Raw genomic sequence first — 23813 nt, 5'->3', positions numbered from 1 at the left:
TTTTTGTACCGTTGTCGTCACAGTCGCAGTCGAGATTTGGGCTGCTGCCGGTTTCGTCGACACCAGCCTAAGCTTCTCGAGCTTCCTCGAACGCTATCGGACTGTTGTACCCAAGCGTCGAGTGCCGATGCGTCGGGTTGTAGAACCGCTCGATGTAGTCGAACCCATCTGACTTCGCTTGCTTGCGCGAGCAGTAGATCTTGCGAGCCGTACGCTCCGTCTTCAGGCTACTGAAGAAGCTTTTCATTGCCGAGTTGTCCCAGACTTCGCCAGCACGGCTCATGCTGCACACGATGCCTTGCTCATTCAGCAGACGCTGGAAGTGCTCGCTGGTGTACTGGCTGCCCTGGTCAGATTGATGCAGCAATTCCTGCGGCCGTCCACGACGCCAAACAGCCATCATCAGCGCATCAGCCACGAGTTGGCTGGTCATGCTGGACTGCATCGACCAACCCACGATGCGTCGCGAGTACAGGTCCAGCACCACCGCCACATACAGCCAGCCTTCAGCCGTCCAGATATAGGTAAAGTCGGCCATCCACTTGCGGTTCGGTGCATCGGCCTTGAACTGGCGATCCAGCAAGTTGTCGGCGATGGCACTGCGCTCGCCATGGTCCTTAGGCAGACCTCGGCGACGCGGCCGTGCGCGTAGCGCCTGTTCACGCATCAGTCGCTCAATGCGGTGTGCTCCCCCAATGCCAGCACGTCATGCCAGCACGTCATGCCAGATGCGCCGTGCTCCGTATGTTCGGTCGCTACCCAAGAAGCTTTGTCGTACCTGCGCACCCAACCGCTCATCACTCAGGCTACGCTGGCTGCGCGGCCTCACCAACCAGGCATAGAAGCCACTTCGCGAGACACCGAGTGCCTCGCACATCAGATTCACCGGCCAGGCCCCTCGGTGTTTCGCAACGAAGCCGAACTTCACATCGACTCCTTGGCGAAGAAGGCCGCGGCTTTTTTCAGGATGTCGCGCTCCATCTTGAGCTTGGCAACCTCCTTGCGCAGCCGCTCTATCCCGGCCTGCTCGGGCTTCATCACGCCCTTGCCGGGGAACGCCTGCTGCGAGTCTGCCGTCAGCTCGCGCATCCATGCCCTCAGCCGCGTCTCGTGCACATCTAGGTCGCGCGCAGCTTGCTCCACTGCAACGCCTTGACCCTGCCTCGATTTCACGTACAGCAAGAAGTTGATAACTTCAGAGGTACGGAGAATCGAAATGAAAGAAGGCAAGCTGCCCAAGCGGCAGTACACACAGGAATTCAAGGCTGAGGCCGTCAGACTCGCGGCGTCAGTCGGCGGACACGAGGCAGCACGTCGCCTGGGCGTGCCGGTGGCAACGTTGGGCAACTGGTCCAGGCGAGGTGTCGCAGCGAGCGGCGGCAGTGGCGCGGCTGTGCCGCCCACCGAGGCGCCTGCGCGCCGCCCCGTGAGTGAACTGGAGGCGGAGAACAGCCGCCTGCGCAGAGAACTGGCCGACGCGAAGCTGGATGTGGAAGTCCTTCGAAAAGCGACGGCGTACTTCGCCAGGGGGTCGCGATGAAGTACGCCTGGATCGACGAGCATCGCGACCAATACACCGTCAGTCGGCTTTGCCGCGTGCTGCAGGTGTCTCGCAGCGGCTACTGCCAATGGCGCGTGCGCCCGCCCAGTCCCAACACGCTGGCCAACCAGGCTCTGGACGCCAAGGTGGCGGCCATCCACGATGCCAGCCGTCGAAGCTATGGCCGCCCTCGGATCGTTCACAAGCTGCGCCAGCAGGGAGAGGTCGTCAGCGCCGAGCGAGTGCGAAAGAGCCTGCGGCGCCAGGGCCTGCGCCCGGTGTACAGAAAGCCGTTCGTGACGACCACCGACTCGGCGCACCGTTTGCCGGTGGCGCCGAATCTGCTGGATCGGCGCTTTGATGGTTGGCAGAGCGACCAGGCGTGGGTGGCGGACATCACGTACGTGCCCACCTGCGAGGGCTGGCTGTACCTGGCCGCCGTGCTGGACCTGGCCAGTCGGCGCATCGTCGGCTGGTCGATGTCCGAGACCATCGACGCCACGCTGGTGTGCTCCGCTTTGAAGTCGGCATGGTGGCTGCGCAAACCTGCCAAGGGGCTGCTGGTCCACACCGACCGCGGGTCGCAGTATGCCGGCGGGCGCTACCGGGCACTGGCCGCCGAGCTGGGCATCACGATGTCCATGAGCAGGAAGGCCAATGCCTGGGACAACGCGCCGATGGAGAGCTTCTTCAAGACGCTGAAGGTCGAGCGCATCCATCAGGTACGCTACGACACGCGAGCGCAGGCCAGGCTGGACATAGTCGATTGGATCGAGGGCTGGTACAACCGCCAGCGCCTGCACTCGGCCAACGGCTTCCTGCCCCCAGTGACCTGGGAGAACGCTCGTTTGGCTGCATGACTTGGTGTACGTGGAAACGAGGCAGGGTCACCTCGCTCGGTCAACCAGCTTGACCGCTTCAACCTTGAATTCCCGGCTGAACTGCCGTCTCGTCCCCATAAACCACCTCCGGTTTCAAAGACACCTTAACAAGGTGTCTTTGAAACCGGCAGCAGCCCAGTCGCCGTTCTTTGCCGATTGCAACGTTACCTCCTCAAGCGTAGAGCGTTGAAGATCACAGATGCCGAACTTAAGCTCATTGCTAACGCTGCAATCATTGGCGACAACAGCCATCCCGTGAAGGGATAGAGAACTCCCGCAGCAATCGGCACACCAATTCCGTTGTATATAAAGGCAAACAGCAAGTTCTGACGCATGTTGCGCACTGTGTCAGTTGAGATTTCACGAGACTGGGCAATGCCACGCAAATCACCCTTGACCAGCGTGATCTGACCGCTGTTCATTGCTACGTCGGTCCCTGTTCCCATGGCTACACCTACATCAGCTTTTGCCAAGGCCGGCGCATCGTTGATCCCGTCACCAGCCATGGCAACCACATGGCCTTCACTTTGCAATCGCTCCACGAGAGCTAGCTTGTCGGCGGGCTTGACTTCGCCATGGACTTCATCAATTCCAAGCTTGGCACCAACAGCCTTGGCTGTGGTCAGACCATCTCCGGTTGCCATGACAATTCGCAAGCCGCTTGCATGAAGCGTTTGGATGGCATCCAGAGTGCTAGCTTTGATAGGGTCTGTTACCGCCAGAATGCCCGCGAACTTCCCATCAGCCGCTAAATGCATGATGCTTGCACCCTCTCCTCGCAGGCGTTCTCCGTCCGCTTGCAAGGAAGATACAGATACGCCTTCTTGAGCCATCAATGTGGTGTTGCCTAATGCCAAGCGCCGCCCCTCAACGGTTCCACGTACACCAATACCGCTGGCGGAATCGAAGTCCACAGGTTTAGCGAGCTGCAAGCCTTGTTCACGTGCAGCTCGGACGATGGCATCCGCAAGCGGATGCTCGCTACCCTGATCCAAGCTAGCGGCAAGCCTCAAAACTTCGTCAGCGGTGAAATCTGGAGCAGGAATCGCTTTATCGAACGCAGGCCGACCTTCTGTAAGGGTGCCCGTTTTATCTACGATGAGCGTATCCACTTCACGCATTTTTTCGATGGCGCCCGCGTCACGGAACAAAACGCCTTGCTCTGCAGCGCGCCCTGTGGCCACCATTACTGACATGGGTGTGGCCAAACCTAGCGCACATGGGCAGGCGATGATGAGTACCGCGACGGCATTGATCAACCCAAACACCCAACTGGGCTCTGGGCCAAAAATTCCCCAGACGAAGAAGGTCACTACAGCAACTAGCACGACAACCAGAACGAACTTTCCAGCCACTACGTCGGCCATTCGCTGCATCGGTGCCTTAGACCGTTGGGCCGATGCAACCATCTGAACTATCTGGGAGAGCATGGTGGCAGTGCCCACCTTTTCTGACCTCATGACCAGAGCTCCACTCGTATTGAGTGTGGCGCCGATCAGTTTGTCGTCAACGCGCTTTGTCACAGGTATTGGCTCGCCCGTGAGCATCGATTCATCAACGGCGCTTTGACCTTCCGTGACAATGCCATCCACGGGTACTTTCTCGCCTGGACGTACGCGCAGCAGGTCTCCGACATGCACGTGGCTGAGGGGAACATCTTCCTCACTGCCATCTGCATTGATACGCCTTGCCGTCTTAGGAGCTAGGCTAAGCAATGATTTGATAGCGGCCGAGGTCTGAGAGCGAGCCTTCAGCTCAATGATCTGCCCCAACATGGTCAAAGAAATGATGACCACCGCTGCCTCGAAATAAACAGCTACACGGCCCATGGATACGAACGAGTCGGGAAACACACCAGGTGCCAGCGTCGCTACGAGGCTGTAGACAAAGGCGGCTCCCGATCCCAAGCTGATCAACGTCCACATGTTCGGACTGCGGTGGATGATTGACTGCCAGCCTCGAACAAAAAAGGGCCAGCCCGTCCATAGCACCACGGGCAGGGAAAGAGTCAACTCGACCCATGTTTGGGTCTGCATAGTGAACCAGCCGAACTTGTGTCCGAACATGGCCAGAGTGGTAACAATCAGGGTGAGTGGTAGCGTCCACCAGAATCGCCGTTGAAAGTCTTGCAACTCGCTGTTGTCCTCTTCTCCAACCGGGATCAGTGGCTCCAGAGTCATTCCGCATTTAGGGCAGTTTCCGGGATGATCTTGCCGGACCTCCGGATGCATCGGGCAGGTATAGATCGTTCCGGCGGGAACCACGCCCGAGTCATCAAACGATTTCTGATCTGAATGACTTGCAGCCACATGAGCATGTTCGTGCGAGCTGAGCAACTGGGCCTCAGGCACTAAATGCATTTGGCATTTAGGACAACGCCCCGGATGATCTTGATGGACTTCAGGATGCATTGGGCATACATAGACTGAGCCCTCTACTGCGTGATCCGCCTGCCCGCTACTCGATATGAATTGCGCAGGGGCATGAGCAAATTTTTGCTGGCAATCGGCACTACAGAAGCGATAGGTCCGTCCCTCGTGAACTATCTGATGAGGCGACTGTAGAGAGACAGTCATGCCGCAAACAGGATCCTTCAAAGGCTCAGCCTCAGTCATGGTGTTTTCCAACTCAACTGACTCTGAAGAAGATCGATGCTGATGATGATGCATGCCGATGGCCCTTCACGATGTTGGATCGATTCTTGGCCCTTACACCATGTGAATGTCAAGCCAGAATCTGCTCGAAAAACAACTCTATCCACCTATTCTGAGATAGCGCAATCAGAGTTCGCTGCTTGTGGCCATCTCAATTTAAGAAATAGTTCTTTGTTGAGATGGCCTTTGTCTGACTACATGACGCGGACGCCATCCAAGCATGAATCGACGGAAGCGTTTTACCCTTCCTATCAGTGTCTACGTCTGCTTAGAGCAGCTCCGCTTCTGCTGTCGGTGGTTGATCTCGGAGGATCAAATTCCTTTTGGGGAAAGAATCCCTAGCCAAGCCACACTCGCCAAAACCAGAACTGCAAGTGTTGTCTCCATGAACAGGCTCTGGCGTAGCTTAGCGACTGCTTGCGCGCGATTCCCTGAGCCCAATGATGCCTCCAGACTTGGACTAAGCCGGAACCGATTTGCAGCTGCCAAAGCAAGCATTCCGAGAACCAGCACTAGCTTGCCTAGCAGCAACTGACCATAGAGTGTCGAAACAAGCGGATCAAGCGAAGGCCCTGCGATCAATACATAGTTGACTACACCACTGGCCGCAAGAACGAAAACGATAAGAGTTCCGATGTGGGCGAAGCCGTTTGATGTTCGGCTCAATATGGCGACAGTGTCCTGTGTCGCATTTGCCCTACTTGTTGCTAAGATCAAAAAAGCAAGTAACGCGCCGACCCATGCACCTGCTGCCCAGAGATGGAAGATATCTGAAGCAAGGTGGACGTATCCACGCATTCCATCGTCCATCGCACCATGACCAGTCCAAGCCAGGGTCGCCAGTGCCACACCGCTAGATACGGACATGGCAACAAAGCGCAACGTTGGATTGAAGTTCACCAGTGCGATCAAGATGCAAAGCACCAACGCAAGAATACGAATGCACCAAGCAAGGCCCATGTGGGTGCCGGTGATGAGCATCTCGAAAACATGTGTTGATAACTCGGCATATGTTTGCGCACCAGACATCGCCTTGGCAAGGACTGTCATGCTGACCACGGACAGCCCAATTCCGAATGCGGCAAATGCACCGACACATATTCGATAGCTGCGCGCAATTGCCAAGGATCGCTCGTCACGGCCAAGGGCATAAACGCCAAAAATGGCGACGCCAAAGGCCGCTGCCATGTCCAGATAAAGCGCAAGGCGCAATACGATGGTGAACCAATCCTCGGCCATTTGCTTACTTCACCTGGAATGTGACGTTGCCATTGATAGGGTGTGTGTCTGACGACACTGCACGCCAATCCACGCGATAGGCACCGGGTTGAAGCGTCTGAGCGGGAGTAATGACCATGGTTTTGCCATCGCTAGCGCCAGAGACGCTTGCGCTGACCTTCATTGCGCCGTGATTCGGCATTCCGGGCATCCCCGTCATGATCAAGTTCGCTGCCGAGAACTGAGGAACCAGCGTCTCAGAGAACTTCAACTCAATCGTGGCAGGTGCCGCGACCTGCGACTTATCCGCGGGAGAGGAGGAAACTAACGAAGGATGTGCAAATGCTGCGGAAGCGAACATTGTTGCGGTGATTGGCGCGAGGAATTTTGCGACCAGGTTTGAGCGGTGCATGAGGACTCCTATTTAAGTGTGATGGTGGTTTGAAAGGGATGTCGAATCTAGGTCGGAGGAGTTGGCACCCCCAAGGACGTGCCAACTAGGAAGAGACATTGGTCAGGCTAGAACCAGAAACGGACACCGGCCACCCAACGTGTTTGCCGAGCACGGCCACCTTCTGCGCGAACGAGATCTGCGGTACGCCCGAAACTTCCCGCACGTTCCACTCCGATATATGGAGCGAACTGACGGCTGAACTCGTAGCGCAGTCGCAGGCCAGCAGATGCTTCGGCTAGGCCCTTGCCGATATGGCGCTCTGGATCATCCTTGCCGTAAAACTGCATTTCAGCCCTAGGCTCAAGGATCAGGCGCTGAGTCAGCAATAGTTCGTAGCTTGCATTTAGGCGAAGCGCAGTTCTGCCGCCACTGCCAACATAGGCTGTAGCCTCCAGCTCGAACCAGTAAGGGGCTAGGCCCTGTACACCAAATGCCAGCCATTGACGGCTAGGTCCCACGCCGTTGTCTAAGCGCAGACCAAGCTGTGTATCCCAATAGGTTGTGGCAGCACGGCTCCATAGCAGTTCGGTGCGAGACTCTTCGAGCTTTCCTTTGGCGACGTCACCTTCTGCCTTCAAGACAGCTTTGTTGTATGAGGTCCCATACCATGCTTGCAAGTCATAGGCCGTTGAATCATCACCTCTGCGTGAAAAACGGCGTTCCAGGGTCTCACCACGCAGCGAGGCAAAGGTATGCTCGTCCGCAAGCATCAAGCGCGGGACGCCAGGCACCGCGTAATCGCCCGATCCCAAGGTCAGCCCATTGGAATACCCATGCGGGTCGCGAGCATCTGGAGGTGCGGATCCCCCTTGCATCTGCATGCTGCCGTGATCCATCGCAGGGCCGCTTGCAGCGCTGCCAGTCATAGCACCATGACCTGCATGTGGATCAGCTGCAGTTGTGGCAGGGCTTGCCGGTGCTTCCATTTGCATATCCGCTTGGCCATGCGATGAATGGTCGCTTTGCGCCTGGGCCGCAATACTCACCAGAGCGAGGAGCGCAGTGGACAATGCACGAATAGGGAGTGCTTTGGACATTTTTGATCTTCCTTGTGAGGTTTGTTCAAGACACTACGACTTCGCGGAACATGCCTGCATCCATGTGGAACATCAGGTGGCAATGCCATGCCCAGCGCCCCAGAGCATCTGCCGTCACCAAGAAGCTGATGCGTTGCGCAGGCTGTACTGGCAAGGTGTGTCGACGGGCGAGGAATCGACCATCAGGGCTCTCCAGTTCACTCCACATCCCATGCAAGTGCATAGGGTGAGTCATCATGGTGTCGTTGTGTAGGATGACCCGCAAACGCTCGCCGTGACGGAAGTGAACAGGCGTTGATTGCCCGAACTCCAATCCATCAAGAGACCAGGAATAACGCTCCATATTGCCCGTCAGGTGCAACTCCACCTCTCGTCCAGGACCGCGCGAGTCCATCGGACCTGAAGGTGTATGTAGATCGGCCAAGGTCAGCACGCGTCTGCCGTTATTGCGCAGACCGATACCGGGATCGTCGAGATTGGTGCGGGCCATATCGACTCGCATATCTGTTCTCGCGCCATATTCAGTGCGAGCATGGCGTGCTGTGGTGCTGGGCACTGCCAAGCCCCCAGCAGACATGGCATGCTGACTATGGTCCATTGCCATACCACCGTGATTCATGCCGCCCATCGCACCATGATCCATGCCGGCCATTGCCCCCGACATACCAGCCATCCCGGCCATGCCCGTCATCCCAGACATCCCAGACATCCCAGACATGCCGGTCATGTCCATGTCGGCTCCGGAAGTGCCATGGCTCATGGCGCCCATCATGTCGCTCATACCCAGCCATTCGACGGGATCGAGTGCGGGGACTGGAGCTTGCAGTCCTTCGCGCACTGCTAACGTAGCGCGTGCGTAGCCTGTTCGGTCCATCGACTGAGCAAAGATCGTATAGGCGTCATCACGTGGCTCGACAATCACGTCTATTGTTTCGCCAGGGCCGAATCGGAATTCATCGACAGTCACAGGCTCTACGTCGACGCCGTCAACATGCACGACAGTGAGCTTCAGACCCGGAATACGTACGTCATAGAAGGTATTGCCCGCCCCGTTGACCATGCGCAGTCGGACACGCTCGCCCGGACGGAAAAGAGCTGTCCAATTGCCGGCAGGTGTGACGCCATTTGCGAGGTAGGTCAGAGTCGCAGAAGAGAGGTCGGCTAAATCCGTTGGATTCATGCGCATCTCGTTCCACATCTTGCGCTTGTCTAATGCCGCTGACACGCCATCACGCGATGCATCACGGAAGAAATCAAAGACCGTGGGTTGGTTGTAGTTGTAGTAGTCGCCCTGAACCTTGAGCTTTGCGAAAACGCGCATGGGGTCTTCGTCAGTCCAATCGGAGAAGAGCACGACATGGTCACGATCTGAACGGATAGTCTCAGGTCCTGCGGGATCGATGATGATCGATCCATACATGCCGGTGAGTTCCTGCATGCCTGAATGTGAGTGATACCAGTAGGAACCGCTTTGCTGGACCTTGAAACGGTAAGTGAACGTCTCTCCTGGAGGGATGCCAGCAAAGCTAATGCCAGGGACCCCGTCCATCTGATAGGGCAAGATAATGCCGTGCCAGTGGATAGAAGTTGCCTCCCGTAGCTTGTTCGTGACGCGAATGGTCACAGTTTCTCCCTCACGCCAGCGCAGGGTAGGCCCAGGAAGAGAACCATTGATGGTGGTCGCCATACCTGGCTTCCCGGTGAAGTTCACCGGGGACTCGGCGATCACCAAATCGAACTCATTGCCACGCAGTACTGGCGCAGCGCCACGCACCGTAGCGCCTTGTTGGGCGAAGGCCATGAGCGACTGTGTCGACAGTCCTGCTAGAACGCCACCTGCGGCTAGCCCCTGAACAAAACGCCGACGAGAGAACCCTTGTGAGGGAGTAACAAGAAATGGCGAACGACGCGGCATAGGGTGAAATCCTCCAGAGCTGTTAAGAAATTCGTTTTCGGCGACGCTGGCTGAAACAACAAGCGCTCGATATGTTTAATATGCTAGGGCCTGCTGAATTTCTGTGGGGTGACTCATTCATTACATTCATGTAATGCTCACGTCATGTTCGGTGCGATGGGCGGCTCCTATCCAGAAATGCCTTCGTTGCAGCTAGAAGGTTCACTCTGGTCGCCACGCTTGATGACTGCCCAGGAAGGAACAACGAGGCAGTGTTGAGCCTTTCTATCGCCAGGATTTCAAGAACATTACATTTTTCTTATCTTCATGTCAGAGGGCGTCAAACTCGGCACACTCTCGAGCGTCTACTGCAGCGGAGCGATTACATGAGGATTTTGATTGTCGAGGATGAGCCTAAAACAGGTGAGTACCTGCGCCAAGGACTAACCGAGGCTGGATACATTGCTGACCTTGTCCCAAATGGCTCAGACGGCTTACATCTGGCTCTGCAAGGTGAATACTCACTGGTGATCTTGGATGTCATGCTGCCGGGCCTCAATGGTTGGCAGGTGCTCCAGTCTCTGCGTGATCGGGGACTACATATGCCGGTCCTGTTTCTTACTGCACGGGACCATGTCGAGGATCGCGTCAAAGGGCTCGAGCTCGGTGCAGATGATTACCTGGTGAAGCCGTTTTCGTTTGCAGAGTTACTTGCCAGAGTTCGCATCATTCTTAGACGCGGACATCCGGCCAATGAAGGCACTACTCTGACTGTTGCAGATCTCGAGCTAGACCTACTGCGTCGCCGCGTATCTCGCAGTGGCAAACGTGTTGACCTCACGGCCAAAGAGTTCGGACTCTTGGAGTTGCTGATGCGTCGACATGGTGAAGTGCTTCCACGTTCGTTGATCGCATCGCAGGTATGGGACATGAACTTCGACAGTGACACCAATGTCATCGAGGTGGCCATGCGCCGTCTGCGAGTCAAAATTGACGAAGGCCATTCGATCAAACTGATCCAGACTGTACGGGGAATGGGCTATGTGCTTGAAGTCCCCGAGGAGGAGTAGGTGCAGCATCTCATTCGCAAGGGAAAGCTCTCTTTGACGAGTCGTTTGGCCCTTTTTTTTACGGTTGTTGCGACAGCCGTAGTGCTTGGTTTAGGCGGTCTATTTCTCGTCGTTACAGAAAAGCATTTCGTGGAATTGGACCGAATGACGCTTCAGGACAAGCGCCATTTGATCGAAAAGATTCTCCAGAACACCAAGTCGGTCGATGATGCTCGTTGGCGTTTAAATGAGGCACTGAACTATCACGAGGATCTTCAGGTCCAAGTGAAGGATGCCCAAGGAGAAACCGTATTTCAATCGCCCGCATCTGGCTTTGCAGTGCCTGATCGCAATTCGACTTTTATCGACAAGGAAGGATCGTTTGAGGTGTGGCGGCACGCAGATGCAGAATTCCACACCTTGAGCTTTGAGACGCTCCCGGCCTACGCACCGTCGCCATTAAAGGTAGTGATCGCAGCAGACACCAAGCATCACATTCAATTCCTCAACGGAATTCGCACAAGCTTTGCTATTTATGTGATCGCAGCAATTTTGCTTTGCTCACTTCTGTCTTGGCTCGCGGCGCGACAAGGGCTAGCACCGCTGCGAGAGATGAAATCACGTGCGGCTGTTGTGACGGGACAGAAGATGAGTGAACGCATGCCGGTCGAGGCTGTACCTGTAGAAATGGCCGATTTGGCGCATGAGCTCAATCGCATGCTGGATCGATTGCAGGACGATTTTCAGCGACTGACAGATTTCGCTTCTGATTTGGCCCATGAACTACGTACGCCCATCAGCAACCTGTTGACGCAGACTCAGGTAGTGCTGGCATCCAAGCGTGATGCCGCGACATACCGAGACATTCTTGCCTCTAATGCCGAAGAGTTTCAGCGCTTAGCACGCATGGTGTCAGACATGTTGTTCCTGGCCAAAACCGAACGGGGCGTGAGCCTACCGCGCAAGGAACAGTTCTCCGCACAGCAAGAAGCGTATGCATTGCTGGAGTTCTATGAGGCTGTAGCGGAAGAAAAGCAAATTCATTTGAGGTTAAATGGTGATGGACTCGTTGATGGTGATCGGCTGATGTTTCATCGTGCTGTGAGTAATTTGCTATCTAATGCTTTGCGCTATACGCCGCAGGCTGGCATGGTCACCATCGACATTGGGACTTCAGCGCCCTGGACACTTGTCACTGTGGAAAACACAGGGCAGGACATTGATCCCAAAGTCCTGCCCAGGTTATTTGACCGCTTCTATCGAGCTGACCCTTCCAGGGCACATCCGGACTCAGACGGTAGCGGATTGGGGCTGGCGATCACCAGAGCGATTGTTGAAGCCCATGGCGGCTCCATTGCGGCCACTTCTGCTGATGGACGAACTCGCTTCACCTTGAAATTCCCCAAGCCGTAGCCGACTTCCTAAGCAGATCGAAAACCGGTTTTTATTGAGCGAAGGAAGACGCTATCCACAGCAAGAGGTCTTTGCTGAAGTTGAGCCGCAACATTTCGACTGCGGCTCCTCAGCATTTGCCTGCTCGGTTTCGGCTAACGCCAATAATTCTGGAGTGTATCCAGCGGCCTGGATAGCCAACATGTAGTCGGTGTCGCTCAGATCGCCGGAGACTTGCACCGTTTTATCGCGCGCATGCACTCCGATATTTGCTTCATCATCGATTGCCAAAATGGAGCGCTGAATCCGCGCGGCACAGGCACCACATTTCATGTCATTGATGCGAAAAATAGCCATTACGTACTCCTTTAAAGCTTGTGGCTAGAGTCTCATCCTTCACATGATGTGAATGTCAAGCATCTATCTGCACAAGCACTGGAGCACGCAGTGCGCGTCAACAACGTTGTTCTTCACTTTTCGTTTCGGGTTTATTGGTGCGAAGATTTGAATAAGTGTCGCATCCCGTACGATCATATGGTCGCTTGTGAAACAGGTGCGGGTGGGTCTGGTACCAATCTTTCATGGCCTGCATCGGCGTACTGCTCTTGAGCGCTGACTGCGGCAACTGGTGGTTGTACAAGGCCACATAGCGCAGCAAGGTCTCCTCCATGTCCTCGCGGCTGTTGAACCGGTGGGTCTTCAGAACGTCCGCAATGCGTCCATTGAACCGCTCCACCATGCCGTTGGTTCTGGGCGTCCTGGGCTTGGTCAATCGGTGCTCTATGCCCAACTCCCGGCACAGTTGATCGAATTCATGGTTGCCGCTGGGTTCGCGTTCCTTGCTGGCAAACAGACGGTCCGTGAACTCTTTGCCGTTGTCGGTCAACAGCTTGTTGATCCTGATCGGACAGGCCTTGTGCAACGCCTTGAGGAAGGCCTGTGCACTGGCGGCGGTCTTGTTGGACTTGAGCTGCACAAACACCCAACGCGTGGCCCTGTCGATGGCCACGAATAGGTAGCGCCGGCTGCTCTCATCCTGCATCTGGGGCAGGTACTTCACGTCCATGTGCACGTAGCCTGGCTCGTAGCTCTTGAAGGCCTTGTGGGCTACCGCAGGCTCCTGGGGCTTGAGGGCGTTGAGGTTGCCCGCTCCATGGCGGCGCAAGCACCTGTCCAGCCCGGAGCGCGAGACATGGGGACAGATGAACTCCCGTGTCACGGCCAGCAGGTCATCCAAAGGTAGCAGCAAGGTACGGCGCAAGTGAACCACCACGGTCTCTTGCGCAGGCGTGAGCACCGTCTGCAGGCGATGGGCCGTGTGCGAGCGGTCTGCAAAGACATCGCGCTTCTTCCACTTGTAGACCGTCTGCTCAGTGATCCCAAAGCGCTGGGCCAGGATGCTGGCTGGTTCATCGCTGGCTGCGATCTCGGCACGCACGGCGGGCGTGGTGCGGGCGTTCTTGTGCAGGGCTATCAACATGGCTTCACTCCCTGGGTGGATTGCAAGGACTCTATCAACTCCTTTAGAACGGCTCGGGCCATGAAGAGTGGATAGCGTTTAGAGTCTATGCAATCGTCCGGGATGCGACAAATAAGAACTGCCCCGAAAAAGCTGACAACAATGTCACCGGGCAGTCCTGATTTTGTTGGGCTCCGACTCCTAAGATCAACCCATCTTCTCCTCACCTTGATCAAGGTCCAGGAGATGTGTTCATCAACTGTCTTAGGAGCCAACCATGTCTCAAAACCGCATCTCCATTTCCTCTGTACTCGCAAGCGTTGCTGCTGTTATCACACTGGCTCTCCCTGGAATGGCCTCTGCAGCCTACGAGCATCCAGCCAACAATGAACAAGGAGTGATCGTGCATCCGGAGCACTTTGTAAGCCAGAAAACCCGAGCTCAAGTCAAGGCAGAGACTGAAGCCGCAATGAAGCAGGGCCGCCTTTCTTACGGTGAAAGCAATTACCCACGTGGAACTCCCGAGGCTGGATCGAGCAAAACCCGCGAGCAAGTGATCAACGAAATGCGTAATGAAACGCCAACTGAGCGAGATGCTCGCCTCCAATCATTTGCAGGCTGATCTCCATCAAAGACGCATGCATCGTGGATGCAGCTCTTTCCTGCATCTTTGTTCCGATCTACCTCAGAGGTCTCAAGCAACAGAGGCCTCTGCATGTAGAACATCAGCTTGAGCAAACTACAAATTGCCCGGAAGAATTTCGGCCCATATGAATCGCACCGGGTTTTGAGGAGGCCGATTGGTTTAAGTTGACACCTCTGCCGAGGTGTCGCTGACGGCTAGTTGCCTCCAGTAGTTTGCCTCAGCTTCTGCCGGAGGGATGCCCCCAATCGGCGTGAGTAGTCGGACATGGTTGAACCAGTGCACCCACTGCAAGGTGGCCAGCTCCACGGATTCCCTGGTCTTCCAGGGGCCCCGGCGGTGAATCAGCTCGGCCTTGTACAGACCGTTGATGGTCTCGGCCAGCGCGTTGTCGTAGCTGTCACCCCGGCTGCCCACCGAGGGCTGTATGCCCGCCTGGTCCAACCGTTCGGTGTAGCGGATGCTGACGTATTGACTGCCCCTGTCGGAATGGTGCGTCAAGGCATGGGCTGCTGGCTGGCGGGCATACAGCGCCTGCTCCAGCGCATCCAGCACGAAGTCCGTTTGCATGCTGCGGCTGACCCGCCAGCCCACGATGCGCCGGGCGTACACATCCACCACGAAGGCCACGTACAGCCAGCCCTGCCAGGTGGAGACGTAGGTGAAGTCCGATACCCACAGCTCGTTGGGACGGCTGGCCTTGAAGTGCCGGTTGACGTGGTCCAGCGGGCACGGCGCTGATGTGTCAGGCGTGGTGGTACGTACCGCCCTGCCACGGCGAGCCCCTTGCAAGCCCATGGCACGCATCAGTCGCTCCACAGTACAACGTGCCACCGGGATGCCCTCGCGGTTCATCTGCAGCCAGACCTTATCGGCCCCGTAGACCTGCCAGTTGGCATGCCACACGCGCTGGATGTCGGCCTGCAAGCACTCGTCACGCTGGGCGCGTTGACTGCGCAGTTGCGGGTTACGCCGCCGGGCTGCGTGGCGCCAGTAACACGACGGGGCCATCTGCAGCACCCGGCAGATGGGCTCGACCCCGTAGTCGTCACGGTGGCGGTCGATGTAGTTCTTCAAGACTTCAATCGGCGGTCGAGCTCCGCCTGCGCAAAAAACGCGCTGGCCGTCTTCAGGATGTCGTTGGCCCGGCGCAGCTCCTTGACCTCACGTTCCAGCTCCTTGATGCGCTGGGCTTCTGACGTGGTGGTACCGGCACGCTGGCCGCTGTCGACCTCGGCCTTCTTGACCCATTCGTGAAGGGTGTGCGCTACGCAACCAATCTTGGGGGCTATTGATTCAATGGCGGCCCACAGCGAAGGGTAGCTTCGTTCAATAGCGACTTGATTTCCGATCGGTTGACAATTGAGTGGGCAGCATGAAGCGCAAGAAGGCTCATGGCAGCCCCGCGCTGCACACCGATCCCACAACGCAAAGCCCACAGCAGGACACTCCTTCTTCACCAAAGAAGGATAAACGAACCAAAGAACAACCCGGCCTCGACGAGGAAAATGTTCTCTCCCCTTTGCCTAAGGCCATCAAAGCTGTCTTTCGTGTTGTCGATGCACACGGTAAGCGAACTGGTCACATTGCTGTCGAGTCAGTGAATGAAGCCGGTGAAAAAGTGCTGAGTCAAATTGACCTGAAGAAGATGAGCAATGGAAACTTGGAAGAGGTGGCTGCGCTCGCTGTCGACTCAGACTTGTTTCCCTTCCAATCTCGAAAAGGAGCCAATGAGCTTGCAGCGCTGATCCGCCAGCCCCCATACCATCAGCCTGCTTACATCGCTGAGCATGATGGCTACCATCGGGTGGACTATGACGGTCATGTCATCGAGTTTTTTGTGTGGCGCGACAAGATCCATATGTTTGGTGATGAGCCTTCGCCCATCGCGCTGCGCATTTTGCTGGGCGTTGCGACTTATCCACCTGCATCTGGAACTGTAGAACAGTGGAAGTCAGAAGTTGGGGTGTACGTTGTTCGTAACCCCTACATGCTGATTGCCGTACTGGCTGGCTTGACTCCCTTACTGAACCAAGCATTCGCGTTGCCGAAATTGGTGCTCATGTTTGTCGGCCCCAGCAGCCAAGGCAAAACAACACTGCTGCGTGTGGGGCAGTCGCTTATCAACTCTGGCAAGAATATTGAAACCTTTGCGGGAACCACTAAAGGCATTGAACTGAAGTTACGCGAACATTCGGACGCACCTGCGTTCATGGATGAACTTCGACAGGCCGATGCACCTTTCGATTTGATCAAGCTGGTTTTTGACATTGAGAACGGAGCAAATCGCAAAGTTAGTTCAGGTGCGCAGAAGGTCGTTCAGCGGGGTGCCATTCGAGTCACGCTGGTGGCTGCCAACGAAAGCACAGTGGCCGAAATGACGTCGGGTGCGCGGGGGATCAAGGTCAACGAAGGTCTTGCCGCACGTTTGCTTGAACTACACATTCAGGCGCCACACGGCACCTTCCATGTTTTGCCTGACAACATGACTGCCAAGCAGTTCGCTGAGCACATGAAGCTTGCTACGTCTCGTGTGTATGGTGCAGTTTGGGACACATGGGTGCATAGCGTGGCTAAAAATGCATCCTATATCCGCAATGGGCTTGACAAAAATCTTGCTCTGTTTGAGGAGGAGTTGTTGGAAGGGTTGCCTGTCAACAACCCTGTCACGGCCCGTCTGGTGCAGGGCATGGCTGCTTGGTGACCCTGCCTCGATTTCACGTACAGCAAGAAGTTGATAACTTCAGAGGTACGGAGAATCGAAATGAAAGAAGGCAAGCTGCCCAAGCGGCAGTACACACAGGAATTCAAGGCTGAGGCCGTCAGACTCGCGGCGTCAGTCGGCGGACACGAGGCAGCACGTCGCCTGGGCGTGCCGGTGGCAACGTTGGGCAACTGGTCCAGGCGAGGTGTCGCAGCGAGCGGCGGCAGTGGCGCGGCTGTGCCGCCCACCGAGGCGCCTGCGCGCCGCCCCGTGAGTGAACTGGAGGCGGAGAACAGCCGCCTGCGCAGAGAACTGGCCGACGCGAAGCTGGATGTGGAAGTCCTTCGAAAAGCGACGGCGTACTTCGCCAGGGGGTCGCGATGAAGTACGCCTGGATCGACGAGCATCGCGACCAATACACCGTCAGTCGGCTTTGCCGCGTGCTGCAGGTGTCTCGCAGCGGCTACTGCCAATGGCGCGTGCGCCCGCCCAGTCCCAACACGCTGGCCAACCAGGCTCTGGACGCCAAGGTGGCGGCCATCCACGATGCCAGCCGTCGAAGCTATGGCCGCCCTCGGATCGTTCACAAGCTGCGCCAGCAGGGAGAGGTCGTCAGCGCCGAGCGAGTGCGAAAGAGCCTGCGGCGCCAGGGCCTGCGCCCGGTGTACAGAAAGCCGTTCGTGACGACCACCGACTCGGCGCACCGTTTGCCGGTGGCGCCGAATCTGCTGGATCGGCGCTTTGATGGTTGGCAGAGCGACCAGGCGTGGGTGGCGGACATCACGTACGTGCCCACCTGCGAGGGCTGGCTGTACCTGGCCGCCGTGCTGGACCTGGCCAGTCGGCGCATCGTCGGCTGGTCGATGTCCGAGACCATCGACGCCACGCTGGTGTGCTCCGCTTTGAAGTCGGCATGGTGGCTGCGCAAACCTGCCAAGGGGCTGCTGGTCCACACCGACCGCGGGTCGCAGTATGCCGGCGGGCGCTACCGGGCACTGGCCGCCGAGCTGGGCATCACGATGTCCATGAGCAGGAAGGCCAATGCCTGGGACAACGCGCCGATGGAGAGCTTCTTCAAGACGCTGAAGGTCGAGCGCATCCATCAGGTACGCTACGACACGCGAGCGCAGGCCAGGCTGGACATAGTCGATTGGATCGAGGGCTGGTACAACCGCCAGCGCCTGCACTCGGCCAACGGCTTCCTGCCCCCAGTGACCTGGGAGAACGCTCGTTTGGCTGCATGACTTGGTGTACGTGGAAACGAGGCAGGGTCACCTCATCGGGCACGAGCTGGGTCATCTTCGGCTCGACCCTGATGTAGATGAAGACACTGTCCATCGCACGGCAGATGAGTTCGTGCCTGCCTCACCTGCTTCTGCTTATGTGGAGGCATATGGGGCAAGAGAACGGGATGAGCTTCAGAAGAACGTATTTGGGCGCGAGCTTCTCCTTCCACGCTCGTTGGCCAGACAGTTGTTCTTTGCTGGAGATGGCCCCAGGGCTATAGCCGGAAAACTGGAGATTCCGCTAGAGGTGGCAAGGCAGCAAGTGCTCGACGCCGTACTTCTGCCCCCGTATGTACCAAAGCCACTAGGTCCGCTTCCCGTACCAAGTCCTGACCAGCAAGCTGCTATCAATGCGACGGAAAAGCACGTTCATGTCGTAGCTGGACCTGGTACGGGTAAAACAACCACGCTCGTCCATAGAGTCAAGAAGCTGATTGAGGTTGGCGGCGTCGATCCACGCAAGGTTCTCGTGCTGACATTCAGCAACAAGGCGGCTGCTGAGCTCGTTGACCGACTGCAACGTGCCGGCGTTAAGGGCGCTTCAGAAATATGGGCTGGAACCTTCCATGCGTTTGGTCTCGAGTTTCTGCGAAAGTATTACCAGCACTTTGGCGTAGCCCAAGATGTCTCGGTTGCCGACAAGCTTACCCAGTTGACTCAGACCGCGAAGGCGTTGGCCAATGTTCAGCTTGAGCATTACCGTCGCACAGACGATCCGTATGAGTGGCTGCAGCCGGTGCTAGACAGCGTGTTGAGAGTCAAGGAGGAGTTGGTTTCGATTGACGACTACCTGAAGGAGTCTCTGGCAGTTGCAGCCGATGATGAGGAGCGGAAAATATTTCGCGACGTCGCGACTGTCGCCCGTGCATACGAGGCGGCTCTCACGGATGCTGGCATCGTGGATTTCGTTGACCTTGTAGCGCAACCAGCAATAGCCATCGCAGAAGACCGCACCCTCTACACAGAGATTGCGGATGGGTACGAGCATGTCTTGGTTGATGAATTTCAGGACCTCACCACGGCCATGCTGTCCCTGACGTCTCAGTTGACGGTAAACGCTAGTCTCTGGGTGGTCGGTGACGTCCGTCAAGCGATCTATCACTGGCGGGGCGCATCGCTTAAAGCACTTCTGGATTTCGAGGGGCGCTTCGCTTCTGCCAAGCGCTACGACCTGGTAATGAACAGGCGGAGCGTTCAAGAGGTCATTGACGTGACCACGGCTGTCGGTAGGCACCACCCTCTAGAAGACACTTTGCCGCTTGTTCAAGCAGAGTGCGCGCGAGGTCGCAGCACACGAGTACCGTTGCTTTTTAAAGCGCCTGGTCGGCCGGTGCTTTGGGCTGAGCTTGCTAGTAGGATCAGTAACGATTTAGCCATCGGAATTCCATTGCACGAGCAGGTCGTCATCGCTCGGAAAGGGGCGGCAGTTGCTTCCGCTGCCTCTGAGCTGAAGACCCGAGGCATCCCTGTCGTATATGTCGGCGAATTGACGGGACGGCCTGAGGTCAAGGACATCCTCGCGGTCATTCAGCTCATTGTTGAACGAAGTCCCAGAGCGCTGCTGCGTGTAGCACAGCTCACCGCGCCAGAAATCAAGAGTGCGGATGTGACGGCGATACTTGAGGCCGTTTCTGCGAATCGAGAGCTCCAACGGAGTGCTTGGCTTAAGACGAGCACGCTGGGCATCTCTGCCCAAGGGAACCAAGGCAGACAGAATCTTGCTCACATACTGCGCGGGTTGACGTGGTCGACAAGTCCATGGGACTTCTTTTGTGAGTTGCTGCTAGAGCGACGATTCCTTCTTGCGGACATACATGACACCAGCATCGACGGTCATATGCGTCGTCTTGCTCAATGGCAGTTTGCTTACATGTCGCGGGTCGGCGACGGAGACAAGAAAAGGCCCACGCTCTTCCGCTTGCTACACCGTCTCCGACTGCGTCAACAGCTTCGGGATGTCTTCATTGACCGCGAGTTGCCTCCCGAAACCAATGCGCTCGAGGGAGTGAGAGTCATGACACTCCACTCAAGCAAGGGGCTAGAGTTCCGCTCTGTTCATCTAGTAGCTGTCAACGGTTCGGATTTCTCAGGAGCGAACGTGCCCAGCTCACTGCTTCCGCCTGAGGCAATCAACAGCACCAGGGAACAATACGATAAGGAATCTAATCTCGAATCGCACAACCTGCTGTATGTCGCCGTTTCACGGGCGAAGGATGCCCTGACCATCTATGAGGACACGAAGGAATATCCCCACCAGCCCGTGGATGCTCTTGAACATGTTGTCCAACACAGGGTTCTGCAGTTAGGCAGCGTTCGGGCCGCCGGAGTTATGCCTCAGATCGCATCAGAACCAACAGCCCAAGCAGGCTGGAGTAGCGTTACCAACGAGCAATTCCTTTCTTATGACCGATGTCCGCGCCAATTCCTCTACAGGTTCGGCCTTGAGATGGGGCAAGAGCTTTCGCCCAACCCGTCGCTGCAGGCTCGCGCCTTAGTTAAGCGGGCGCTCAAAGAGCTTGCTCCGTCTGGCCGATACGACCTCCTTGAAGATACTTTCAGGAGGGGATGGGATGCAGCAAGGTTGCCGAAGCCAGCTGACGATCCTCAGTTGTGGGCACAGTCCTGGGCCGCTTTGTATGCGGGAGCGACATACCTCAACGGAGTTGGCGGCAGCTTCTTTGAAGCTATTACGACAGTCAAAGGTGTGTCCGTAGCTCTGCCGTGGGGACTGGTGACAAATGAGCCTGGAGGTCTACGCCTGCACTGTGTCGATTTCTACCCGAATTCAGGTGGGAATCGTGACCGTCAGGACAGAATTCTTGGTCAGCTGATGCAATTAACGTCAACCACTGAATCGCGTATCAGAGCTGCAACCTTGTACGACATTATCCGCCTTACCTCGAGAGAGGTTCAGCCCCAGTACGTGACAGATCGGTCAGCTATTTCTACGCTTGCCACAGGGCTTGTTACTGGCAAGTTCAATCAAGCCCCCACCAAATTCCCTTGCGCACGCTGTACGTACTCATACGTTTGTCCATCCTTGCCATCAGTTTGAGCGCGTAGGCGAGGGCTCCAAATATTTTTGAAAAATTTAAGGAAAGCTTCCCGGTTCGGATCAGTGGGGTCGATTGAGTAGTTGTAGGCAAGACAACCTTGCCTCAACAACCTAAAGGCTCATATGAACCAACTTGACTTTGACGACGTTGGCGATGCGATTCGTGAGGATCGCCCGCTGAAAGCAGCGGCTGCTTACCGTATTCGCTTTGGCTTGGAAGGGCTGACCTTCCGCAACATTGATGTGCCGGACCCGGTCCCCACTGGGCGGCAAATTCTCGACAGCGCGGGCCTGGACTGCCGCATTGACTACCTGCTCTTCGCGCTCCTGGACTCGGGTGACTTTGAAGACATTCGTCTCGATGAGACAGTGGACTTGCGAGGTAAAGGCGCCGAACGTTTCATTGCGTTCAAGTCTGACCGCGCCTTCAAGTTCATGCTGAACGAACGCCAGATGACGTGGGGCCGTGCTGACCTGCCAAGCAGCGTTTTGTACGACCTGGCCGATCCTTCCCCAGATGAAGCCATCTTCCTTGAGGTGCGAGGTGGAGAGGATCGTCTTATCGAGTCCGACGACCACATCGACCTCGATGAACCCGGCATTGAGCGCTTCATCACCGCTCCGCGCCCTAACAAGGGCTATGTGATCGTGGTCAATGCTTCCGAAGAGAACGTGCCGGACAAGCATGTCACCTTCGAGCAGGTCGTGGAGCTGGCGTTCCCGAACGCGCCGGTCGAGACCAACGTCAAGTTATCTATGACGTACCGCAATGCGGCATCGCACCCACACTCCGGTGAACTCGGCGAGGGCGGCTCTGTGGAAGTCAAGAAGCGTGGGAGCATCTTCAATGTCTCAAAAACTGTTCAGTCTTAATCCGGACCTGGCTCGCCTGCGGGCCGATGGCTACTTCGTGCGCGTTGAGGGAAACCTCTTGGTGATGCGCGAAGTGCCCTACGTCGACTCACAGCGACAAGTGCGTACCGGAACACTGGTGTCCGACCTGAACTTGGCTGGGGACCGCACCTGTAGGCCGGAGAATCACGTGATCCATTGGGATGGTGACTTTCCGTGCAACGCCAATGGAACGCCCTTACCTGCGATTGCTCATCAGTCTGCAAACACTGACCTGGGGTATGGGCTCAAGGCGCGCCACAGTTTCTCCAACAAGCCGCTCCAGGGCTACACCGACTATCACCACAAGATGTCGACGTATGCGACCATCTTGGCTGGACCGGCGAATGTCCTGAAGCCAGGCATGAGCCCTCGGGTGATCCGAGGGACTGACGAGGAAGAGGAGTTGAGCGTTTTCAACTACATCGATACCGCTTCCAGCCGGGTTGGCCTGGGTGCGCTTGCCCGTAAGCTCGAGAATGAGGTGGTGGGCATCTTGGGAGTTGGAGGCACCGGTAGCTACATCCTGGACTTGGTGGCCAAGACGCCGGTCAAGGAAATCCGTCTTTATGACAGCGATGAGTTTCTGTCACACAACGCTTTCCGTGCGCCGGGAGCCCCATCGTTGGAGGAGCTGCGTGAAGCTCCGAAAAAGGTGGACTACCTCCAAGGTATCTACAGCCGCATGCACCGCAACATCGTTCCGCATGCCGTGAAGCTGGAAGTGCAAACGCTGGGTCTGCTGGATGGCATCACCTTCGCGTTCATTAGCATGGATGCCGGTGAAGAAAAGCGTGCCGTGGTCACGAAGCTGGAAGCGCTGGGCGTACCGTTCGTTGATGTTGGTATGGGGCTGGATTTGGCAGCCAATGGCAGCCTGGGGGGCATCCTGCGGGTGACCACGAGTACGCCAGAGAAGCGCGATCATGTCCATGCCGGACGCATCTCTTTTGAGGGTGGTGGCGGGCAGGATGTGTACGCGTCCAACATCCAGGTGGCGGATTTGAACGCACTGAATGCCTGCTTAGCGGTAGTGAAGTGGAAGAAGCTACGCGGGTTCTATCGCGATCTGGAGAACGAACACCACAGTACGTATACGACTGATGGCGGCATGTTACTCAACGGAGACCAGCCATGATGCTTCACCAGACTCTGGTGCATCGTTTTGTCCGTACAGTGCCGCGCGAGTTGGAGCCGGGCGTGTTGTACATCTCGATTGACTACGCGACTGCAGTTCACTCTTGCTGCTGCGGTTGCGGTGAGAGAGTGGTGACGCCATTCACGCCCACTGACTGGCGCATGACGTTTGATGGCGAGACCATCTCGTTGAGCCCATCAGTAGGGAACTGGAATCAGAAGTGCCGCTCGCATTATGTGATCCAACGTGGCCGTGTATTGGAATCCGGGCCCTGGACGGAAGCGCAGGTTGAAGCTGAACGCCGTAGAGATAAGAGTGCCAAGGCAGCGCACTATGGCCGACTCAGCAAGAGTCCTTCAGGTAACGATCACTCCAGTGCAAGTACTGAAAAGAAAGGTGCTTCCACTCAAAAATCGATAAATCAGCCACCCACTATCTGGTCGATCATTAAATCCTTGTTTTGGAAATAACCGGTATGAACTCCATTCTGCTGACCAATCATCGAATCTGGAGTAGCT

The 23813-nt window shown here is 56.5% G+C and carries 17 protein-coding genes, 2 pseudogenes and 1 other annotated feature; of the genes and pseudogenes, 10 read left to right on the top strand and 9 right to left on the bottom strand.

The genetic code is table 11. The annotated features are described in order from the left end of the window. Positions 1-67 precede the first annotated feature (67 nt). A pseudogene (locus KDK82_RS29285) lies at positions 68-1212 on the bottom strand (IS3 family transposase). Between the two features lie 4 nt (positions 1213-1216). Between KDK82_RS29285 and KDK82_RS29280 the strand changes: the two are divergent. After that, a protein-coding gene (locus tag KDK82_RS29280; RefSeq protein WP_088165044.1) for an IS3 family transposase occupies positions 1217-2400 on the top strand; the annotation gives its coding sequence in 2 pieces (ribosomal slippage) (positions 1217-1508 and positions 1508-2400; 1185 coding nt in all). A 185-nt stretch (positions 2401-2585) separates the two neighbouring features. Here KDK82_RS29280 and KDK82_RS29275 read toward each other — a convergent pair. From KDK82_RS29275 to KDK82_RS29255, 5 genes are all read right to left on the bottom strand, one after another. After that, complete coding sequence (locus KDK82_RS29275; protein ID WP_088166943.1) at positions 2586-5036, bottom strand: heavy metal translocating P-type ATPase; 2451 nt, start codon at positions 5034-5036, stop codon at positions 2586-2588. Positions 5037-5387: 351 nt separating this feature from the next. Further along, positions 5388-6314, bottom strand: a complete 927-nt coding sequence (gene copD / locus KDK82_RS29270) for a copper homeostasis membrane protein CopD (RefSeq protein ID WP_088166942.1) — start codon at positions 6312-6314, stop codon at positions 5388-5390. Between the two features lie 4 nt (positions 6315-6318). Beyond that, entirely contained in the window at positions 6319-6705 is a 387-nt protein-coding gene (gene copC, locus KDK82_RS29265) for a copper homeostasis periplasmic binding protein CopC (protein ID WP_063664208.1), read from the bottom strand. Positions 6706-6812: 107 nt separating this feature from the next. After that, on the bottom strand, positions 6813-7784 hold the full coding sequence (locus KDK82_RS29260) for a copper resistance protein B (RefSeq protein WP_179217995.1): 972 nt from the start codon (positions 7782-7784) through the stop codon (positions 6813-6815). Between the two features lie 25 nt (positions 7785-7809). Next, positions 7810-9699, bottom strand: a complete 1890-nt coding sequence (locus KDK82_RS29255; protein ID WP_088166941.1) for a copper resistance system multicopper oxidase — start codon at positions 9697-9699, stop codon at positions 7810-7812. Between the two features lie 365 nt (positions 9700-10064). Here KDK82_RS29255 and KDK82_RS29250 point away from each other — a divergent pair, with 365 nt between their 5' ends. Continuing rightward, positions 10065-10748, top strand: coding sequence for a heavy metal response regulator transcription factor (locus tag KDK82_RS29250; protein WP_088166940.1), 684 nt, complete (start codon positions 10065-10067; stop codon positions 10746-10748). Next, on the top strand, positions 10749-12140 hold the full coding sequence (locus KDK82_RS29245; RefSeq protein ID WP_088166939.1) for a heavy metal sensor histidine kinase: 1392 nt from the start codon (positions 10749-10751) through the stop codon (positions 12138-12140). Between the two features lie 51 nt (positions 12141-12191). Here KDK82_RS29245 and KDK82_RS29240 read toward each other — a convergent pair whose 3' ends face one another. Continuing rightward, positions 12192-12476, bottom strand: a complete 285-nt coding sequence (locus KDK82_RS29240) for a heavy-metal-associated domain-containing protein (protein ID WP_034398819.1) — start codon at positions 12474-12476, stop codon at positions 12192-12194. A 97-nt stretch (positions 12477-12573) separates the two neighbouring features. After that, entirely contained in the window at positions 12574-13599 is a 1026-nt protein-coding gene (locus KDK82_RS29235) for an IS481 family transposase (protein ID WP_088166938.1), read from the bottom strand. Between the two features lie 256 nt (positions 13600-13855). On the opposite strand from KDK82_RS29235, the gene KDK82_RS29230 reads away from it, so the two are divergent. Then, positions 13856-14200 carry a DUF4148 domain-containing protein gene (locus tag KDK82_RS29230; RefSeq protein ID WP_080747018.1) on the top strand — a complete coding sequence of 115 codons (345 nt, stop codon included), beginning with the start codon at positions 13856-13858 and terminating at the stop codon, positions 14198-14200. 183 nt (positions 14201-14383) lie between these two features. Here KDK82_RS29230 and KDK82_RS29225 read toward each other — a convergent pair. Then, positions 14384-15543 (bottom strand): annotated as a pseudogene (locus KDK82_RS29225) (IS3 family transposase); the annotation flags it as partial. Next, positions 15224-15340 (bottom strand) — a sequence feature (AL1L pseudoknot). Its footprint overlaps the pseudogene before it by 117 nt. A 53-nt stretch (positions 15544-15596) precedes the next feature. On the opposite strand from KDK82_RS29225, the gene KDK82_RS29220 reads away from it, so the two are divergent. The 6 genes from KDK82_RS29220 (at position 15597) to KDK82_RS29195 (ending at position 23765) form a co-directional block, all read left to right on the top strand. Next, positions 15597-16925, top strand: a complete 1329-nt coding sequence (locus tag KDK82_RS29220; RefSeq protein WP_088167002.1) for a DUF927 domain-containing protein — start codon at positions 15597-15599, stop codon at positions 16923-16925. Between the two features lie 60 nt (positions 16926-16985). Beyond that, a protein-coding gene (locus KDK82_RS29215) for an IS3 family transposase (protein ID WP_088165044.1) occupies positions 16986-18169 on the top strand; the annotation gives its coding sequence in 2 pieces (ribosomal slippage) (positions 16986-17277 and positions 17277-18169; 1185 coding nt in all). Positions 18170-18173: 4 nt separating this feature from the next. Next, entirely contained in the window at positions 18174-21266 is a 3093-nt protein-coding gene (locus KDK82_RS29210; RefSeq protein WP_256974579.1) for a UvrD-helicase domain-containing protein, read from the top strand. A gap of 123 nt (positions 21267-21389) precedes the next feature. Beyond that, positions 21390-22139, top strand: a complete 750-nt coding sequence (locus tag KDK82_RS29205; RefSeq protein WP_088166936.1) for a multiubiquitin domain-containing protein — start codon at positions 21390-21392, stop codon at positions 22137-22139. Then, positions 22114-23295: a ThiF family adenylyltransferase gene (locus tag KDK82_RS29200; protein ID WP_088166935.1), complete on the top strand. Its 1182-nt coding sequence runs from the start codon at positions 22114-22116 to the stop codon at positions 23293-23295. Before KDK82_RS29205 ends, KDK82_RS29200 begins: the two co-directional genes overlap by 26 nt. Next, positions 23292-23765 carry a DUF6527 family protein gene (locus tag KDK82_RS29195; RefSeq protein ID WP_218827102.1) on the top strand — a complete coding sequence of 158 codons (474 nt, stop codon included), beginning with the start codon at positions 23292-23294 and terminating at the stop codon, positions 23763-23765. Before KDK82_RS29200 ends, KDK82_RS29195 begins: the two co-directional genes overlap by 4 nt. Positions 23766-23813: the final 48 nt, after the last annotated feature.

Origin of the sequence: Delftia sp. K82, assembly GCF_002193035.1 — a bacterium.
GTDB classification, from domain to species: Bacteria; Pseudomonadota; Gammaproteobacteria; order Burkholderiales; family Burkholderiaceae_C; genus Comamonas; species Comamonas acidovorans.
The sequence above is the reverse complement of the archived record's forward strand: the minus strand, read 5'-3'. Positions and strand labels throughout refer to the sequence as shown.

Bases quoted from the DNA above. Each gene is read 5' to 3' on its own strand.
- KDK82_RS29275 (WP_088166943.1), bottom strand. From the start codon at position 5,036: ATGACTGAGGCTGAGCCTTTGAAGGATCCTGTTTGCGGCATGACTGTC.
- copD (WP_088166942.1), bottom strand. From the start codon at position 6,314: ATGGCCGAGGATTGGTTCACCATCGTATTGCGCCTTGCGCTTTATCTG.
- copC (WP_063664208.1), bottom strand. From the start codon at position 6,705: ATGCACCGCTCAAACCTGGTCGCAAAATTCCTCGCGCCAATCACCGCA.
- KDK82_RS29260 (WP_179217995.1), bottom strand. From the start codon at position 7,784: ATGTCCAAAGCACTCCCTATTCGTGCATTGTCCACTGCGCTCCTCGCT.
- KDK82_RS29255 (WP_088166941.1), bottom strand. From the start codon at position 9,699: ATGCCGCGTCGTTCGCCATTTCTTGTTACTCCCTCACAAGGGTTCTCT.
- KDK82_RS29250 (WP_088166940.1), top strand. From the start codon at position 10,065: ATGAGGATTTTGATTGTCGAGGATGAGCCTAAAACAGGTGAGTACCTG.
- KDK82_RS29240 (WP_034398819.1), bottom strand. From the start codon at position 12,476: ATGGCTATTTTTCGCATCAATGACATGAAATGTGGTGCCTGTGCCGCG.
- KDK82_RS29235 (WP_088166938.1), bottom strand. From the start codon at position 13,599: ATGTTGATAGCCCTGCACAAGAACGCCCGCACCACGCCCGCCGTGCGT.
- KDK82_RS29230 (WP_080747018.1), top strand. From the start codon at position 13,856: ATGTCTCAAAACCGCATCTCCATTTCCTCTGTACTCGCAAGCGTTGCT.
- KDK82_RS29220 (WP_088167002.1), top strand. From the start codon at position 15,597: ATGAAGCGCAAGAAGGCTCATGGCAGCCCCGCGCTGCACACCGATCCC.
- KDK82_RS29205 (WP_088166936.1), top strand. From the start codon at position 21,390: ATGAACCAACTTGACTTTGACGACGTTGGCGATGCGATTCGTGAGGAT.
- KDK82_RS29200 (WP_088166935.1), top strand. From the start codon at position 22,114: ATGTCTCAAAAACTGTTCAGTCTTAATCCGGACCTGGCTCGCCTGCGG.
- KDK82_RS29195 (WP_218827102.1), top strand. From the start codon at position 23,292: ATGATGCTTCACCAGACTCTGGTGCATCGTTTTGTCCGTACAGTGCCG.